Genomic DNA, 15,560 nt, shown 5'->3' on the forward strand with positions numbered 1-15,560 from the left:
CTGGAGCGGTGAGAGCATGGTGGTTGCTGGCCGTTGCGGTCGCGTGTGAGGTCTCCGGTTCGCTTGCCATGAAGGCGGCTGTCGATGTGCCCGCCTGGTACGTCCTCACCGCCGTCGGGTACACGGCGTCACTCGCTCTGCTCGCGCTCGTGCTGCGTACGGGAATGACCGTCGGCAAGGCCTACGGCATCTGGGGCGCCACGGGCGTCGCACTCACCGCCGTTCTCAGTGCCGCCATCTTCGGTGAACCTCTGACGCCCCTCATGGGCCTCGGCGTGCTCCTCGTCATCGCAGGTGTTCTGCTCGTCGAGTTCGGCTCGCGCCCCAAGGCGAGCGACACGGTGGAGGCAGCGTCGTGAGGTGGGCTTACCTGGCGGTCGCCATCATCTGCGAGGTGACGGCAACCCTTTCGCTGCGGCAGGCCACCGTCACCGGGCGTCGGTGCTGGTACGCCTCCGTGGTGGCGGGATACCTCGCCGCGTTCACCCTGCTCGCCCTGACGCTGGCCGCAGGCGTCCCGCTCGGCGTCGCCTACGGAACGTGGGCCGCCTGCGGCGTCGCGCTCACGGCGCTCGCGAGCCGCGTGCTCTTCGACGAGGCTCTCACCCGGACGATGTGGGTCGGCATCGGCTGCATCGTCGTGGGGGTGCTGCTCATCGAGCTCGGCGCCAGCGGCGCGCACTGAGCCGACTTTCGTCTCGCGGGGACCAACGCCAGTGTGGCGAACCCGAAGGCATCGTCGCTCGCTGCGGTGCGGGGGCGGTCGAGCCGATCAGGCCTGCGTCCAGGGCGTCGTCATACCGAGAACCCGCGAGCCGTCGAGGTCGCCGAGCGACACCCCGGCGAACGTCGCGGCAGCGTCGCTCGTCTGCCAGCGGAAGCGGTACTCGTCGGCGAGGGCCGCACCCGCGATCGCCTCGCCGGCGCTCTCCGCCGACTGCGCGTTCGCGAACGCGCCCGCCGTGCGCGCGAGGTAGGCGTCGAGCTGTTCCTGATACGGTCCGCCGTCGATCTTCTCCACGTTGTCGACGAACTGGGTTGCCACGGCAGCCGGCTCGATGACGGAGACGCGAACGCCGACCTGAGCGGCGACGGTCGAGAGCGACTGCATGAAGCCCTCGACGGCGAACTTCGCGGCGCAGTACGCGTCGGCGAACGGCTGTCCGACCACGCCGCCGACGGAGGTGACCGTGACGATCGTTCCGCGTCGTGCCTCGCGCATGTGCGGGAGGACGGCCTGCGTCAGGGCGACGACGGAGAAGTAGTTCGTCTCCATCTGCCCGCGCACGGTCTCCATCGGCAGGGTCTCGGCGGTGCCGACGCATCCACGGCCCGCGTTGTTGACGAGAACGTCGAGGCGTCCGTGATCGCGCACGACCCCCTCGACGAAACGGGCGTTCGCGGCATGGTCGGTGACGTCGAGTTCACGGATGTCGAGTGTGACGTCGGCGCCGGCCGCCGCCTCTTCGAGCGCAACGGCGCGCTCCTTCGAGCGGACCGTTGCGACGACGGTGCACACCGCCTTCGCGAGGGCCAGGGCGGCGTGCAGGCCCATACCGCTGGAGGTTCCGGTGACGACCGCGACGCGATTCATGCCCCCAGTGTGAGCCCTATCGGATCTCGCCGTCACCGGCGTCCACAGGTGCCCCGGTCTGCGCCAGGCGCTGACGGGCCGTTGCCAGCCCCGGTCCGACCGGGACGGTTCCCAGCGCCTTCCCGAGGCCGAACTCGGGCATGTTGACGTACACCGACTCGCACCCCTCGGGCGGGCACACGTAGGTCTCGTGCCAGATGCCCACGTGTCCCTCGCGCCCGAGCTTGCGGAAGTCGCGCCACGGCTTGAGGTGGGGAGCGTCGGCGTTCGTGGCGAAGGCGTGAAGGTGTTCGGGGGAACGCCAGTACTGCACCGAGATCGTGGTGCGCCCGAACCACTGTTCGTGGTGGAGCAAACCGGCGTCCGGGTCCCGCACGAGGTGGTTCAGCATCCGGGGCATCGAGACGGCGACAGGCCCCCAACGGTCAGGGCGCCACAGCGAGTTGAAGCGCATGCCGATGAGGAAGACGATGACGTCGCCGTCCGTCGTCGCCGTCGTGCGAGCAGTGTTGATGGTCATGGCAGCCTCCGGTCGCCGAGTTCCGTAACACTGTTATAAAACGATGTTTTGTTACCGTCGTCAAGTGCCTCGACCCAAGACCTACGACGACGCCGACCGTGCGCGCATCGTCGAACGCGCTGCCCGTGTCATCGCGACGGAGGGCGCCTCGGGACTCTCGCTGCGCTCCCTTGCCGCCGACTCCGGCGTCTCGACCACGGCGGTCTACTCACTCATCGGGGGCAAGGACGACGTCATCGCAGCCGTCGTTCACGAGGCCACTCTGTCGTTCGCCACAGCGCAGGCGAATGCCGTCACGGGCGAGGATGCCCACACCGACTTCAGGCGTCTCGGCGTCGCCTACCGGGCATGGGCGATCGAGCATCCGAGCCTGTACGCCGTCATCTTCACCGGCCGCGCAGGCAGCGCCGGCGAGACGCACGAAGCGGCGGCATTCGAGCCCCTGCTCGACACCGTGACGCGATTGTCGGAGGCGGGGCGACTGCACGGCGACGACCCGCAGGCGGCGGCGCTCGCCATCTGGGGCTCGGTGCACGGCGCCGTGTCGCTCGAACTCGAACTGTGGCCCGATCAGCCGAAGGCGGAGTCGGCTCGCGCGTTCGACGTCATGCTCGACGCCGTCGAACGCGCGTGGGTGCGCTGACGCGCTTCACGCGGTGCGGGTCGACGCCTGCGCTTCGCAGTAGTCGCGAAGCTGTGCGGCTTCGGCGTTCAGCTTCTTCTCGAGCAGCGGGCCGCTCATGGACGCGTTCACCTTGGCGAATGTGCTGTCCATGCGCAGCAGGAAGTGGACAGCGACGTGACGCTCGTCCACCTGGCGCAGCGTGTACTCGAACGTGACGCCGCCGCCGGTGGTCTCCGCGGAGTAGGTGAGGCGTTCGTTCGGCCGGTAGTCGTGGATCGTGAGGCGCTGATTGTCGAAGCGCCACCAGGCCTGGGAGGCGCTGTACCGAGCGCCGGGCCCGGGGGCCGTCGTACCGTTCTCAGGTTTCACGTCGGTGAGGTCATCCATCCACTTCACCCAGTTCTGCGGGTCGCCGAGTGCGGCCCAGACCGTCGCGAGGTCCGCGTGAATTTCCTGCGTTGTCGAAAACTCCATGACGATTGCTCCCTGAGATGGTCGTTCCCCGATGACAAGAACCTAAATGCGTATGACGCGCCGTGACGCGGTCGAAGGCGTTGTTCACCAGAACGTCACCCGGACGGCGGCCGACCTCCCACGTGGTTCGACTGCGGCGCCTGTCTACGCTGACGGGATGACGTTCGATGCACGCGCCGCGCTGCTCGCCAAACGTGCCGAGACGACGCAGCGGCTCAAGGGGCTCGACGAGAGCTTCGCCGACATCGTCGAGTCGGTGCGCGACAGCAACCTCGACGACGAGCACGATCCGGAGGGCTCGACCGTGGCCGTTTCACGCGCCCAGGTCGCGTCGCTCGCGCAGGAGGGGCGCGAACAGCTGCGTGAAATCGAGGCGGCCCTGCGGCGTCTGGACGACGGCGCGTACGGCACCTGTGCCCGCTGTGGTGGGCCAATCGGCGATGCGCGCCTCGAAGCGCGGCCGACAGCGACGCTGTGCATCGGCTGCGCGCAGCAGGAGAACGCGAGCCCGCGCCGATGACGCCGGGCAGCCACGTTCGCACTGGAGCGGGCGTCGGGTCCCACGGGCCGCGCATCTGACCTGGTCCTAGGCTTTGATCATGGCGTTGCCCCCGCTCTCCGACCTGCTCGACGGCCTCAAGGTCGTCTCACTGCCGCTCAACACGCGCTTTCGCGGCGTGCAGCACCGCGAGATCGCCTACATCGAGGGGCCGTGCGGCGTGGGGGAGTTCGCCCCGTTCCTCGAGTACGAGCCGGACGAGGCATCACGATGGCTCGCGGCCGCCCTCGAGGCTGCGTACGTGGGGTGGCCCGAGCCGGTGCGTGACGTAGTCGCGGTCAACGCCACCGTGCCGGCCATCCCGGCGGCCGACGTGCCGCGGGTGCTCGCGCGCTTCGACGGCTGCTCGACGGCCAAGGTCAAGGTGGCGGAGAAGGGGCAGGCGCTCGACGACGACGTTGCCCGCGTCGCCGCGGTGCGTGACGGGCTGGGGCCCGAAGGCAGAGTGCGCCTCGACGCGAACGGCGGCTGGGGCGTCGACGACGCCGTCGCAGCCATCACGCGGCTCGCGGCCTTCGACCTCGAATACGTCGAGCAGCCCGTCATGCCGGTCGACGACCTGGCGCGCGTGCGCCGAAGCCTCGCCGCATCGGGCGTCGACGTGCGCATCGCCGCCGACGAATCCATCCGCAAGGCCGACGACCCCCTGCGCGTCGTCGAACTCCATGCCGCTGACCTCGCCATCGTCAAGGTTGCACCGCTCGGCGGGGTGACGGGCGCGCTGCGCATCGCGGAGCAGACGGGCCTGCCCATGGTCGTCAGTTCCGCGCTCGATTCGAGCCCCGGCATGGCGGCGGGCCTGGCGCTCGCGGCCGCACTGCCGGGGCTCGAGCACGCGTGTGGCCTCGGCACGATCAACCTGCTCGACGGCGACGTCGTCGAGCGATCGCTCGTGCCGGTGGGTGGCAACCTCACAGTCGCTCAGATCGACGACGCGCGTGCGCTCGACCCAGAACGCCTCGAGCGCTACCGGGCGAGCGCCGAGCGCGAGGCGTGGTGGCGCGAGCGCGTCGCCGCGAGCTACGAGGTGCTGGCCGCTCACTGAGCGAGCGAATTGACGGCGTGGGCATAGAGACGGCACCGTCGCTGTTGTCAGGAAGGACCAACACAATCGACCGAGGAGGTCCCGTGGCACACGTCGGAATCGTCGGAGGACACGGCAAGATCGCACTGCTCACCGCACCGCTGCTCGTCGAGGCAGGGCACGAGGTGACGTCCATCGTGCGCAACCCTGACCACGTGGGCGACGTCGAGGCGACCGGAGCCACTGCGCTCGTCGCCGACATCTCTGCCCTCAGCACCGAGGAGATGCAGAAGCTCTTCACCGAGCAGGGCTTCGACGCCCTCGTCTGGTCGGCTGGTGCCGGCGGAGGCGACCCGAAGCGCACCATCGCCGTCGACCGCGACGCCGCGATCCGCACGATGGACGCCGCGTCCGCCGTCGGACCCGAGCGCTACGTCATGGTGTCCTACCTTGGCGCCTCGCTCGATCACGGTGTGCCCGAAGACAACGACTTCCACACCTACGCCCAGGCGAAGGCCGAGGCGGACGAGCACCTGCGCGGCACGTCGCTGAAGTGGACGCTCGTCGGGCCGACGGCGCTGTCGCTGGACGAGCCGAGCGGTTCGATCGAGATCACGACGAAGCCTGGCGACGTGAAGGCCTCACGCGCCAACGTGGCCCGCGTCATCGCTGCAGTGCTCGCCGACGACTCCACAATCGGCAAGGCGTTGCCGTTCACCGACGGTGACGCACCGATCCCCGAGGCCGTGGCGCAGGCGCCGGCGTCGGACCGCCTCGCCTGAGTGGGCCAATGCCGAAGGCGCCGAACGGTATTCGTCCGGCGCCTTCGGTGTGTGGCGCGAGTCAGTCCTGCTGAACCATCTCGCGCACGAGGGCCTTCTGCAGTTTGCCCGTTGCCGTCTTCGGCAGGTCGCCCGTCACCTTGACGAGCTTGGGCACCTCGAAGGGCGCGAGGTGCTCGCGGGCGTACGCCACGACGCGATCCGGCAGTTCCTCCTCGGCCACCGAGCCGTCCGGCACGACGACGGCGCACACGGCCTCACCCCAGCGCGCGTGCGGCACGCCGATGACGGCGCACTCGGCGACACCGCCGAGTGACATCAGAGTGCGTTCGACGTTGAGCGACGAGACGTTCTCGCCGCCGGTTTTGATGATGTCCTTGAGGCGGTCGGTGAACCAGACGACGCCGTCGTCGTCGAGGTGCCCGACGTCGCCGGAGTGGAAGTAGCCGTCGGCGAACGCAGCTTCGTTCGCGGCAGCGTTGTTCCAGTACCCGAGGCAGACGTTGGGGGAGCGGTAGACGATCTCGCCCGTCTCGTTGCGCGCGTTGACCTGGCCTGCGGTGATCGTCGTGGCGAACACCGTGGGGGCCTGCGGGCCCCACGAATCCGCTGCGCTGTGACGATGCTCGGGCCACTGCATCGTCGTGGCCGGCACGACCTCCGTCTGACCGGAGCCGAGCAGCACGTCGGCGTTGGGGAACAGGTCGTCCGACGCTGCCAGGATGTGCGCGGGCATGGGAGCCATCGCGTAGATGGCTCGTCGGACGCTCGAGAGGTCACGGGCACGCTTCTTCTGTTCCGCGAGGCACGCGGCGAACATCATCGGCAGCATCGCGAAGTGCGTGACGTGGTGCTTCTCGATGGCATCGAGCATGCCATCCGCAGTGAACGACTTGCCAGCGAGCACCACCGTGCCGCCCATCCGCAGCGGTGGCATGGCGAGGGTGTTGAGGGCGGTGACGTGGAAGAGCGGCAACGCGATGGCCATGACGTTCGACTTCTCGCCCCACGGCTGGTCCGTTGCGAGCGCGTTGCTCAGCAGCGCGATGCTAACGGCGACGTGACTGGTCAGAACGCCCTTGGGCTTGGACGTCGTGCCGGAGGTGTAAAGGCACTGCACGGCGTCACGTTCGGGAACGATGACTTCGAGTGGTTCCGAGGGCGCGTTCTCGACAAGACCTTCCCACGTCGTCGACGTCACTCCGTCGATCTCGGGGACCGGCGCTCCGAGCCCCACGAGGTGCGTGATGCCGGCACCGAGGGAGGCGATCTCACGGGCGCGCGGGAGCACCGCGGCGTCGCTGACGAGTGCGTGACACCCGGCGTCCTTCAGGATCCACACGAGGTCGGCGGTGGTGAGCAGGTAATTCAGTGGCAGGAAGACGAGTCCGGCGCGAGCGCACGCGAAGTACGTTGCGAGGAACTCCCAGGAGTTCGTCACCATGACGGCGACGGGCTCGCCCGTCTCGAGGCCCAGCGAGCGCAGGCCGTGACCGAGGCGGTCAGCGGTCTCGACGAGCGTGCGGAACGTGACTTCCTTGTCGCCGTCGACGATCGCAACCCGATCGGGAAAGAGCGCAGCGGTGCGCACGAGGTCGTCGCCCACGTTGACGCGGGTGGCCAGGTGGTGGTGGAGAGGGTCGACGAGGGACAGATCGGGTTTCATGGCGAGCCTTTCACTCTGTGACGCTGGGTGGGTCGAGGAACAGATCCAGCGCGAGGCTCTCGGCCTCACCGCCGTAGGGGGAGAGGTCGGTGATGCCGGCCGAGGCGAGCACCTCGTCGTCGATGAGGAATTGGCCCGTGCCAGCGTCCATCCCGCGGGTGAGGACGACGTGCGCGGCGTCGGCCATGATCTGCGGGGTGCGGCTGATGCGCATCGCCTCGTCGCCGCCGAGGATGTTGCGCACCGCAGCGGTGGCGATGGTGGTGCGCGGCCAGAGACTGTTCACGGCGATCCCTGCTTCGCGTGCCTCCTCGGCCAGTCCGAGCGTCACGAGGCTCATGGCGTACTTCGCCATGGTGTAGCCCAGGTGGGAGCCGGCCCAGCGCGGCGCGAGATTGATCGGCGGTGACAGTGTCAGGACGTGGGCGCGATCCGATTGCTCGAGGTAGGGCAGGGCCGTCTTGGCCATGAGGAACGTGCCGCGGGCGTTGATGTCCTGCATGAGGTCGTACTTCTTCATCGGCAGGTCTTGCGTCGAGGACAGGTCAATGGCGCTCGCGTTGTTGACGACGATGTCGACGCCCCCGAATCGTTCGGCCGCCTGCTCGAAGACGCGGGTCACGTCGGCGTCGTTGCGCACGTCACCCGCGAAGGCGAGGGCGCGCCCTCCCGCCTCCTCGACCGCAGTGGCAGCCGTGTGCACCGTCCCCTCGAGCGAGGGGTGCGGCTGATCGGTCTTGGCGAGCATGACGACGTTGGCCCCGTCACGCGCTGCGCGCAGAGCGATGGCCAAGCCGATGCCGCGGCTGCCGCCGGACATGACGATCGTGCGGTCCTTCAGGTTCGCTCCCACGGGTTTGCTCCTTCGGTGACGGGGGCGGAGGTGCGCCGGCGGCTCAGGCCGGCAGGCCGTCCTGGCGGGCGAGGACCTGCAGCATCACTTCGTCGGCTCCACCGCCGATGGAGACGAGGCGGGCGTCGCGGAAGAAGCGGGCCGTCCACGTGTCCTCGATGTAGCCGCCACCGCCGTGGAACTGCAGGCATGTGTCGGCGACCTCGCGGATGAGACGGCCGACCATGAGCTTGCCGACGGTCGCGGCGCGGGTGATGTCCTCGCCCGCGAGAATCGCCTCGCAGGTCTGCATGTTGTGACTGCGCACGAGTTCGAGCTGCGCCTGCAGCTCCGTCAACCGGAACGCGACGTACTGCTTGGAGGCCAAGGGGGAGCCGAAAACCGTGCGCTCGTGGAGGTACTGGCGGGTGAGGCGCAGGGCTCGGTCGCACTGACCGGTGGCCGCGTAGACGCCGTACATGCGCTCGGTGACGAACTGCTTCATCTGCTGCTGGAAGCCGCGCCCGGGTGTACCAATCGTGTTCTCGATCGGAACGCGGACGTTGTCGAAGGCGAGCAGCGTGGTGTCGGAACTGCGGTTTCCGAGCTTGTCCAGCACGCTGACGACCTCGAAACCTGGGATGTCGGTGGGCACGACGATCTGCGACATCCCGCGGTGGCCGCCCTCGTCGGATGTCCGCGCGAGCAGGCAGATCCAGTCGGCCTGAGCGCCGTTGGTGATGTACATCTTGCTCCCGTTGATCACCCAATCGTCCCCGTCTCGGCGGGCGCTCGTGCGCAGGGACGCGACGTCGGAGCCGGTGTCCGGCTCGGTGACGCCGATGGCGGCGACGTGCTCGCCGGCGATGGCGGGAACGAGGAAGCGCTGCTTGAGTTCCTCGCTGCCGAACTCCGCGAGGGAAGGGGTGGCCATCATCGTCTGAACGCCGATGGCGAGGGGAACACCTGCGGCGTGGGCGCCGCCGAGTTCTTCGGCCGCGACCATCTGGAAGCTGTGGTCGGCGTCGAGACCTCCGTAGGCCCCGTCGTACTCGATACCGAGCAGCCCCTGTTCGGCGGCCTTGGCGAACACGTCGTGCGCCGGAAAACGCCCGGCCGCCTCCCACTCGTCGGCGTGCGGGTTGATGACGTCGTCGACGAAACGGCGGACGGACGAGCGGAAGTCGGCGTGGTCCTTGGTGAGTCGCATGACAGCACGCTAGGTCCGCCCTGAATCAAAAGCAAGCATGCTTGCTTGTTTATTTATTTCGACTGTGACATGTTCGTCGCATGACGCAGATGGAGAACGCGCCGAGCCCGGGAGGCCCCGAGGCTCGCCTGCGCGTCGGGAACTGTTCCGGCTTCTACGGCGATCGGCCCTCCGCCATGCGCGAGATGCTCGAAGGGGGCGACCTCGACGTTCTCACCGGCGACTACCTCGCCGAATTGACGATGCTCATCCTGTTCAAGGACCGCATGAAGGACCCGGCCGCTGGGTACGCGCGAACCTTCGTCGCCGCGATGAAACAGAACATGCGAACCGCCAAGGAGAAGGGCGTACGCATCGTCGTCAACGCCGGCGGGCTCAACCCCGCCGGGTGTGCGGATGCAGTGCGAGAACTCGCCGAGGGGGAGGGGCTCGACCTCGTCGTGGCCGTCGTCGACGGCGACGACCTCAGCGCCCGCGCCGGTGACCTCGGTCTCGGTGAAGGGGTTCTCGCCAACGCCTACCTCGGCGCGTTCGGGATCGCGGAGGCCTGCACAGCGGGTGCGGATGTCGTCGTCACGGGCCGCGTCACGGACGCTTCACTCGTCGTCGGCCCGGCGATAGCCCACTTCGGCTGGGGCCGTGAGCAGCTCGACGAGATCGCCGGCGCCATGGCCGCAGGGCACATCATCGAGTGCGGCACCCAGGCCACGGGCGGCAACTTCGCCTTCTTCGGCGAAGTCGCCGACATGACTCGGCCAGGCTTTCCCATCGCCGAGGTCGGCTCCGACGGTTCGGCCGTCATCACGAAGCACGAAGGCACAGGCGGTGCCGTCACGCGCGAGACGGTGCTGAGCCAACTGCTCTACGAGATCCAGGATCTTCGCTACGCCGGCCCCGACGCGGTGCTGCGCCTCGACAGTCTCGAGGTGAGCGAGGTCGGCCCCGATCGAGTGCTCGTCCGCGGTGCTCGCGGTGAACTGCCACCGCCGAAGGCCAAGGTTTCCTGCACGCGCCTCGGCGGATTCCGCAACGAGTTGGAGTTCGTCCTCACCGGCCTCGACATCGAGGCCAAGGCTGATCTCGTCAAGGAGCAGATGACCCACGCGATGACGACGCAGCCCGCCCAAGTGGAGTGGTCACTCGCCAAGACCTCTCACACGGACCCGGACACCATCGAGCGGGCCGCGTCGATCCTGCGCGTCGTCGCTCGAGATCAGAACGCCGACGTCGTGGGCCGCGCCTTCTCGGCTGCCGCCGTCGACATCGCCCTTGCGAGTTACCCCGGATGCTTCCTCACCCGACCGCCGTCGGGAGGGAGTGCGTACGGCGTCTACACGGCTGGGTACGTCGATCAGGGCGTACCCAGTCATCGGGTCACTCTGCCGGACGGCCGACGCGTCACCATCGACCCGCCGCGCGAGACCGCACCGCTCGAGCCCTTGACCGAAGTCGGTGCCCGCCCGCCGTTGCCCGGCACTGCCGGCGCGACTCGCACCATCGAGCTCGGTCGAATCTTCGGCGCTCGATCCGGCGACAAGGGCGGCAGCGCCAACGTCGGGGTGTGGGCGCGCGACGACAACGCCTACGCGTGGCTGCTCGCCAATCTCACGGTCGAGGAGTTCAAGCGGCTGCTGCCGGAGACCGAAACCCTGAGCGTGACCCGCGTCCTGCTCACGAACCTTCGCGCGCTCAACTTCGTCGTCGAGGGAATCCTCGGCGAAGGCGTCGCCTACGGCGCTCGCTTCGACCCGCAGGCCAAGGCCCTCGGGGAGTGGTTGCGAGCCCGACACATCGCCGTTCCCGCCGACCTCGTCGGATCGTCATCGGAAGGAGACCTGTCATGGCCGTCTTGAAGAGTGTCGTCGACCCCGCGTCACCGGAGTTCGAAGCGAACTGCCGCGGGATGCAGAGCCAGCTCGACGAGATCGACGCAGTCGCCCAGCAGGTGGTGCTCGGCGGCGGTGAGAAGGCGCTCGCACGTCACGCGAAACGCGGCAAGCTCACCGCGCGAGCGCGCATCGAACTGCTGCTCGATCGTGACGCACCGTTCCTGGAGCTCGCCCCGTTCGCCGGTTACGGCTCGGACTTCGCCGTCGGCGGCAGCGTCGTCGGCGGTATCGGAGTGGTCGAGGGCGTCGAGTGCATGATCATCGCCAACGACCCGACGGTGAAGGGCGGAGCGTCGAACCCGTGGTCGCTCAGGAAAACCTTGCGGCTCCAAGACGTGGCACGAGAGAATCGTCTGCCCGTGGTCTCGCTCGTCGAGTCCGGTGGCGCGGAGCTGCAGACCCAGAAGGACATCTTCATTCCGGGCGGTGCCACCTTCCGCAACCTGACGCAGCTGTCCGCGGCTGGCGTCCCGACCGTCGCGATCGTGTTCGGTAACTCGACGGCCGGCGGGGCCTACCTGCCCGGCATGAGCGACTACGTCGTCATGATCGAGGAGCGCTCGAAGGTCTTCCTCGCCGGGCCGCCGCTCGTCAAGGCGGCCACGGGCGAGATCGCCGACGACGAATCGCTCGGCGGTGCGGCGATGCACGCGCGCACGAGCGGCCTCGCCGACTTCTACGCCGTCGACGAGCCCGACGCGATCCGGCTGGGCCGCGGCATCGTGCGTCGTCTCAACTGGCGCAAGCGTGGCCCCGCACCTGCCACGACGTCACCCAAGCCGCCGCGGTATCCCGAGGAGGAACTGCTCGGCATCGTGCCGCCCGATCTCAAGATGCCGTTCGATCCGCGCGAGATCATCGCCCGCATCGCCGACGACTCCGACTTCGACGAGTTCAAGGCTCTCTACGGCACGTCGCTCGTCACCGGGTGGGCGCAGCTGCACGGCTACCCGATCGGCATTCTCGCCAACGCCAGGGGTGTCCTGTTCAGCGAGGAAGCGCAGAAAGCCGCGCAGTTCATCCAACTGGCCAACCGCTCGAACACGCCGCTGCTGTTCGTTCACAACACGACCGGCTACATGGTCGGCACGCAGTACGAGCAGGCCGGCATCATCAAGCACGGCGCCATGATGATCAACGCGGTGTCGAACTCAACCGTGCCGCACCTGTCGTTGATCGTCGGAAACTCATACGGCGCAGGTCACTACGGCATGTGCGGGCGTGCCTACGACCCGCGGTTCCTCTTCGCCTGGCCGAGCGCCCGCTCGGCCGTGATGGGCGCCGCTCAACTCGCGGAGGTCGTGTACACCGTCTCCAAGGCGTCGGCGCGGAGCCAGGGCAAGCCCTTCGACGAGGACGGGGCGCAGCAGATCCGCGCCTACGTCGAAAAGCAGGTCGAGAGCGAGTCGTTACCGCTTGTCCTCTCCGGCCTCATCTACGACGACGGCATCATCGATCCGCGTGACAGCCGCACCGTGCTGGGGCTCTCGCTCTCGGCGATCCATTCCGGCCAGTACGAGGGCGCCGACAGCTTCGGCGTCTTCAGGATGTGAGGCAGCGATGACGACCATCACCAGTGTGCTCGTCGCCAACCGCGGCGAGATTGCCCGGCGTGTTTTCGCGACGTGCCGAGCCCGGGGCATCGACACCGTGGCCGTGTACTCCGACGCCGACGCGAACGCCCCCCACGTGCGCGAAGCGGACGCAGCCGTCCGGCTTGCCGGCGTGACGCCGGCGGAGACCTACCTGCGATCCGACCTCATCGTCGACGCGGCCCGTCGCGCGGGAGCGGACGCCGTCCACCCGGGCTACGGGTTCCTGTCGGAGAACGCCGACTTCGCGCGCGCCGTCATGGACGCGGGCCTGACGTGGATCGGCCCGCCGCCGGAAGCCATCGACATGATGGCGTCCAAGGTGGCCTCGAAGGCGATAATGGAGGACGCCGGTGTGCCCGTTCTCGAGCGCCTCCCCGTCGAGGAGATCACCGCCGACCACCTCCCGGTGCTCGTCAAGGCGTCCGCGGGCGGCGGCGGGCGCGGTATCCGCGTCGTGCGCGCTCTCGAGGAGTTGGAGGACGCCTTCGCGCGGGCCTCGCGTGAGGCCGAGAGCGCTTTCGGTGACGGCACCGTTTTCTGCGAACGCTACGTCGAGTCAGGCCACCACATCGAAGTGCAGGTCATGGCTGACGCCCGCGACACCGTCTGGGCCATCGGTGAACGTGAGTGCTCCGTGCAGCGTCGCCTCCAGAAGGTCATCGAGGAGGCGCCGGCGCCGCTCGTCGAACGCGTCGGCGGCGACATGCGCGAACGCCTCGCCACGGCCGCTCGGGATGCCGCTCGCGCCGCCGGCTACCGGGGTGCGGGCACCGTCGAGTTCCTCGCCGACGATCGGGGGAACTTCTGGTTCCTCGAGATGAACACGCGCCTCCAGGTCGAGCACCCGGTAACGGAGTGTGTGACGGGGCTCGACCTCGTCGGGCTGCAGATCGACTGCGCCGAAGGTGTGGCGCTCGAGGGCGACGAGCCTGTGATGCGCGGGTATTCAGTTGAGGCGCGCCTCTACGCGGAGGATCCGCTGACGGACTGGGCTCCGGCGAGCGGCACGCTCGAACTGCTCGAGGTGCCCTTCGTCGAGACGACGTTCACCCCGCCGGCGTCCGGTGGCATTCGCCTGGACGCGGGCGTGGAGAGCGGTTCGGAAATCGGCATCCACTACGACCCGATGATCGCGAAGGTCATCTCGTTCGCCGACGAGCGCGCCACGGCGGTGCGTCGTCTCGCGCAGGCCTTGCGCAGGGCGAAGGTCCACGGCCTCACGACGAACCGTGATCTGCTCGTGGCGACGCTGCTGTCGCCGGACTTCCTCGAGGGCGACTTCGACACACGCTTCTACACGATGCACCCGCCGCAGGACCTCGTGCCGGACGCCGGCCTGAACGCCGGGCTGGCGGCCTGCGTCAGCGCTCTCGCGGACCGGAGTGTCGACGCCTGGCGTGACGGGCCGACCGGTGGCTTCCCCGCGGGCTTCCGCTCCCTGGCGGGTGAGTACCAGAACCGGACTTACGCGCTCGGCGACGAGTCGTTCGAGGTGCGCTACCGCGAGCGGCGCGGGCGGGTGGAGTTCGCCGAGCTTCCGGGCGGCATCGAATCGCTCGAGGTGTTCAGCGCCTCAGGCGGCGAGGTGCGCCTGCAGATCGACGGCGTCGTGCGCACGTTCCGTGTCGACCGCTATCGAGACGGCGCCACGGTCGTCGTCGACGGCGGCGCGCTCGGTACACGCACCCTCGCCGCCCAGCCGCGTTTCGTCGACGCTGCGAGCCGCCTCGCGGAAGGGGCGCTCACGGCCGTCATGCCCGGCGTCGTCACGAACGTGGCGGTCGAGGTCGGCCAGAGCGTCACGGCAGGTCAGCCACTCGTGTGGCTCGAGGCGATGAAGATGGAACAGTCCGTGACGGCGAGCGCTGACGGAGTCGTGAGCGCCCTTCACGTGAAAGTGGGCGACCAGGTGGAGCCCGGCACCGTGCTGGCCGTCGTCGATGCCGCCGAGGCCGAGGGGGAGCAGGCATGAGCGAGAACACTCAGGAGCCGGTGGTGCGCTACGACGTTGCGGGCGGCGTCGCGACCATCACTCTCGACTCGCCAGCGAACCGTAATGCCCTGTCGCCTCGCCTCGTACACAAGCTCACCGAGGCGCTGACCAGGGCGGAGAGCGACGACACGGCGCGCTGCGTGGTCCTCACTCACACGGGGTCGACGTTCTGCGCGGGCGCCGACCTCACGTCGCCTCCGGTGCCGGGCGCGGAACGAAAGAGTCCGGCCGACGCGGTCACCGATCTCATGGTCGCCATGCTCGCTCACGACAAGCCGATCGTCGGGCTCGTCACGGGGCATGTCCGGGCCGGCGGGATGGGTCTCGTGGGAGCCTGCGATCTCGTCGTCGCGGGGCCGAAGGCGGACTTCGCCCTCACCGAGGTACGCCTGGGCCTGGCCGCCTCGATCGTCTCTATGACGATCCTGCCGCGTCTCGCCGGCCGGGACGCCGCGCGAGTGTTCCTCACCGGTGAGACCTTCGACGCCGCCCGTGCCGCCGAGCTCTCCTTCGTGTCGGCCGCTGCCACCACCGATGACGGTCTCGTGAGCGAGCTGAAACAGCTGACCGACGCGTTCGCTCACTGCTCACCGCAGGGCCTGCGGGAGACGAAGCGTCTGCTGAACGAGGAGATCCTGGTGCGAATCGAGCGAAAGCGGGCGGACCTCGGCTCACAGTCGATGCGCCTGTTCTCCTCCGACGAGGCACGTGAGGGCATCGCCGCTTTCCGTGAGAAGCGCCGCCCCGCGTGGGTTCTCGGCTGAGGCGATTCGCGCCTCCGGGCCCGTCCTGGCAGC

General features: G+C 68.7%; 16 protein-coding genes. 10 read left to right on the plus strand and 6 right to left on the minus strand.

What is annotated here, in order from left to right:
- The first annotated feature begins 8 nt into the window (after nt 1–8).
- Together EVU97_RS08435 and EVU97_RS08440 are read left to right on the plus strand one after the other, a co-directional pair.
- Nucleotides 9–359 (plus strand): multidrug efflux SMR transporter, encoded by a 351-nt coding sequence (locus EVU97_RS08435; protein ID WP_129665027.1) that lies wholly within the window; start codon nt 9–11, stop codon nt 357–359.
- On the plus strand, nt 356–685 hold the full coding sequence (locus EVU97_RS08440) for a multidrug efflux SMR transporter (RefSeq protein WP_129665029.1): 330 nt from the start codon (nt 356–358) through the stop codon (nt 683–685). Before EVU97_RS08435 ends, EVU97_RS08440 begins: the two co-directional genes overlap by 4 nt.
- Nucleotides 686–772: 87 nt before the next feature.
- Here EVU97_RS08440 and EVU97_RS08445 read toward each other — a convergent pair whose 3' ends face one another.
- Together EVU97_RS08445 and EVU97_RS08450 are read right to left on the minus strand one after the other, a co-directional pair.
- Nucleotides 773–1,594, minus strand: a complete 822-nt coding sequence (locus EVU97_RS08445; RefSeq protein ID WP_129665031.1) for an SDR family NAD(P)-dependent oxidoreductase — start codon at nt 1,592–1,594, stop codon at nt 773–775.
- Nucleotides 1,595–1,610: 16 nt separating this feature from the next.
- Nucleotides 1,611–2,114, minus strand: a complete 504-nt coding sequence (locus tag EVU97_RS08450) for a DUF4188 domain-containing protein (protein WP_129665033.1) — start codon at nt 2,112–2,114, stop codon at nt 1,611–1,613.
- Nucleotides 2,115–2,178: 64 nt separating this feature from the next.
- On the opposite strand from EVU97_RS08450, the gene EVU97_RS08455 reads away from it, so the two are divergent.
- Complete coding sequence (locus EVU97_RS08455) at nt 2,179–2,757, plus strand: TetR/AcrR family transcriptional regulator (protein WP_165357918.1); 579 nt, start codon at nt 2,179–2,181, stop codon at nt 2,755–2,757.
- Nucleotides 2,758–2,763: 6 nt separating this feature from the next.
- Here EVU97_RS08455 and EVU97_RS08460 read toward each other — a convergent pair whose 3' ends face one another.
- Complete coding sequence (locus EVU97_RS08460; RefSeq protein ID WP_129665037.1) at nt 2,764–3,213, minus strand: SRPBCC family protein; 450 nt, start codon at nt 3,211–3,213, stop codon at nt 2,764–2,766.
- Nucleotides 3,214–3,370: 157 nt separating this feature from the next.
- On the opposite strand from EVU97_RS08460, the gene EVU97_RS08465 reads away from it, so the two are divergent.
- From EVU97_RS08465 to EVU97_RS08475, 3 genes are all read left to right on the plus strand, one after another.
- Nucleotides 3,371–3,733 (plus strand): TraR/DksA family transcriptional regulator, encoded by a 363-nt coding sequence (locus EVU97_RS08465; protein ID WP_129665039.1) that lies wholly within the window; start codon nt 3,371–3,373, stop codon nt 3,731–3,733.
- A 79-nt stretch (nt 3,734–3,812) separates the two neighbouring features.
- The gene (locus EVU97_RS08470) at nt 3,813–4,817 is read left to right on the plus strand and encodes an o-succinylbenzoate synthase (RefSeq protein WP_205744877.1); all 1,005 of its coding nucleotides are present in this window, start codon (nt 3,813–3,815) and stop codon (nt 4,815–4,817) included.
- 83 nt (nt 4,818–4,900) lie between these two features.
- Nucleotides 4,901–5,578, plus strand: a complete 678-nt coding sequence (locus EVU97_RS08475; protein ID WP_129665041.1) for an SDR family oxidoreductase — start codon at nt 4,901–4,903, stop codon at nt 5,576–5,578.
- A gap of 61 nt (nt 5,579–5,639) precedes the next feature.
- On the opposite strand, the gene EVU97_RS08480 is transcribed toward EVU97_RS08475, so the two are convergent.
- Genes EVU97_RS08480 through EVU97_RS08490 form a run of 3 tightly spaced genes read right to left on the minus strand, consistent with a single transcriptional unit; the run spans nt 5,640 to nt 9,286 of the window.
- Nucleotides 5,640–7,244, minus strand: a complete 1,605-nt coding sequence (locus EVU97_RS08480; protein ID WP_129665043.1) for a class I adenylate-forming enzyme family protein — start codon at nt 7,242–7,244, stop codon at nt 5,640–5,642.
- A 10-nt stretch (nt 7,245–7,254) separates the two neighbouring features.
- Nucleotides 7,255–8,097: an NAD(P)-dependent oxidoreductase gene (locus EVU97_RS08485; protein ID WP_129665045.1), complete on the minus strand. Its 843-nt coding sequence runs from the start codon at nt 8,095–8,097 to the stop codon at nt 7,255–7,257.
- Between the two features lie 43 nt (nt 8,098–8,140).
- The gene (locus EVU97_RS08490) at nt 8,141–9,286 is read right to left on the minus strand and encodes an acyl-CoA dehydrogenase family protein (RefSeq protein WP_129665047.1); all 1,146 of its coding nucleotides are present in this window, start codon (nt 9,284–9,286) and stop codon (nt 8,141–8,143) included.
- Nucleotides 9,287–9,366: 80 nt separating this feature from the next.
- Between EVU97_RS08490 and EVU97_RS08495 the strand changes: the two genes are divergently transcribed.
- Genes EVU97_RS08495 through EVU97_RS08510 form a run of 4 tightly spaced genes read left to right on the plus strand, consistent with a single transcriptional unit; the run spans nt 9,367 to nt 15,527 of the window.
- A complete protein-coding gene (locus EVU97_RS08495; RefSeq protein ID WP_240730169.1) occupies nt 9,367–11,139 on the plus strand; it encodes an acyclic terpene utilization AtuA family protein in 1,773 nt (590 codons plus the stop codon).
- Entirely contained in the window at nt 11,127–12,728 is a 1,602-nt protein-coding gene (locus EVU97_RS08500; protein WP_129665049.1) for an acyl-CoA carboxylase subunit beta, read from the plus strand. The genes EVU97_RS08495 and EVU97_RS08500 overlap by 13 nt, the downstream gene beginning before the upstream one ends.
- 7 nt (nt 12,729–12,735) lie before the next feature.
- A complete protein-coding gene (locus tag EVU97_RS08505; protein ID WP_129665051.1) occupies nt 12,736–14,742 on the plus strand; it encodes a biotin carboxylase N-terminal domain-containing protein in 2,007 nt (668 codons plus the stop codon).
- Entirely contained in the window at nt 14,739–15,527 is a 789-nt protein-coding gene (locus EVU97_RS08510; RefSeq protein ID WP_129665053.1) for an enoyl-CoA hydratase family protein, read from the plus strand. Before EVU97_RS08505 ends, EVU97_RS08510 begins: the two co-directional genes overlap by 4 nt.
- The last annotated feature ends 33 nt before the right edge of the window (nt 15,528–15,560 follow it).

The sequence above is a fragment of the Dermacoccus sp. 147Ba genome, assembly GCF_004151355.1.
Lineage (GTDB): Bacteria > Actinomycetota > Actinomycetes > Actinomycetales > Dermatophilaceae > Dermacoccus > Dermacoccus abyssi.

Excerpts from the sequence above, each read along its gene's own strand:
- EVU97_RS08465 (WP_129665039.1), top strand. The coding sequence starts at position 3,371 with ATGACGTTCGATGCACGCGCCGCGCTGCTCGCCAAACGTGCCGAGACG.
- EVU97_RS08480 (WP_129665043.1), bottom strand. The coding sequence starts at position 7,244 with ATGAAACCCGATCTGTCCCTCGTCGACCCTCTCCACCACCACCTGGCC.
- EVU97_RS08445 (WP_129665031.1), bottom strand. The coding sequence starts at position 1,594 with ATGAATCGCGTCGCGGTCGTCACCGGAACCTCCAGCGGTATGGGCCTG.
- EVU97_RS08470 (WP_205744877.1), top strand. The coding sequence starts at position 3,813 with ATGGCGTTGCCCCCGCTCTCCGACCTGCTCGACGGCCTCAAGGTCGTC.
- EVU97_RS08495 (WP_240730169.1), top strand. The coding sequence starts at position 9,367 with ATGACGCAGATGGAGAACGCGCCGAGCCCGGGAGGCCCCGAGGCTCGC.
- EVU97_RS08460 (WP_129665037.1), bottom strand. The coding sequence starts at position 3,213 with ATGGAGTTTTCGACAACGCAGGAAATTCACGCGGACCTCGCGACGGTC.
- EVU97_RS08450 (WP_129665033.1), bottom strand. The coding sequence starts at position 2,114 with ATGACCATCAACACTGCTCGCACGACGGCGACGACGGACGGCGACGTC.
- EVU97_RS08490 (WP_129665047.1), bottom strand. The coding sequence starts at position 9,286 with ATGCGACTCACCAAGGACCACGCCGACTTCCGCTCGTCCGTCCGCCGT.
- EVU97_RS08500 (WP_129665049.1), top strand. The coding sequence starts at position 11,127 with ATGGCCGTCTTGAAGAGTGTCGTCGACCCCGCGTCACCGGAGTTCGAA.
- EVU97_RS08510 (WP_129665053.1), top strand. The coding sequence starts at position 14,739 with ATGAGCGAGAACACTCAGGAGCCGGTGGTGCGCTACGACGTTGCGGGC.
- EVU97_RS08505 (WP_129665051.1), top strand. The coding sequence starts at position 12,736 with ATGACGACCATCACCAGTGTGCTCGTCGCCAACCGCGGCGAGATTGCC.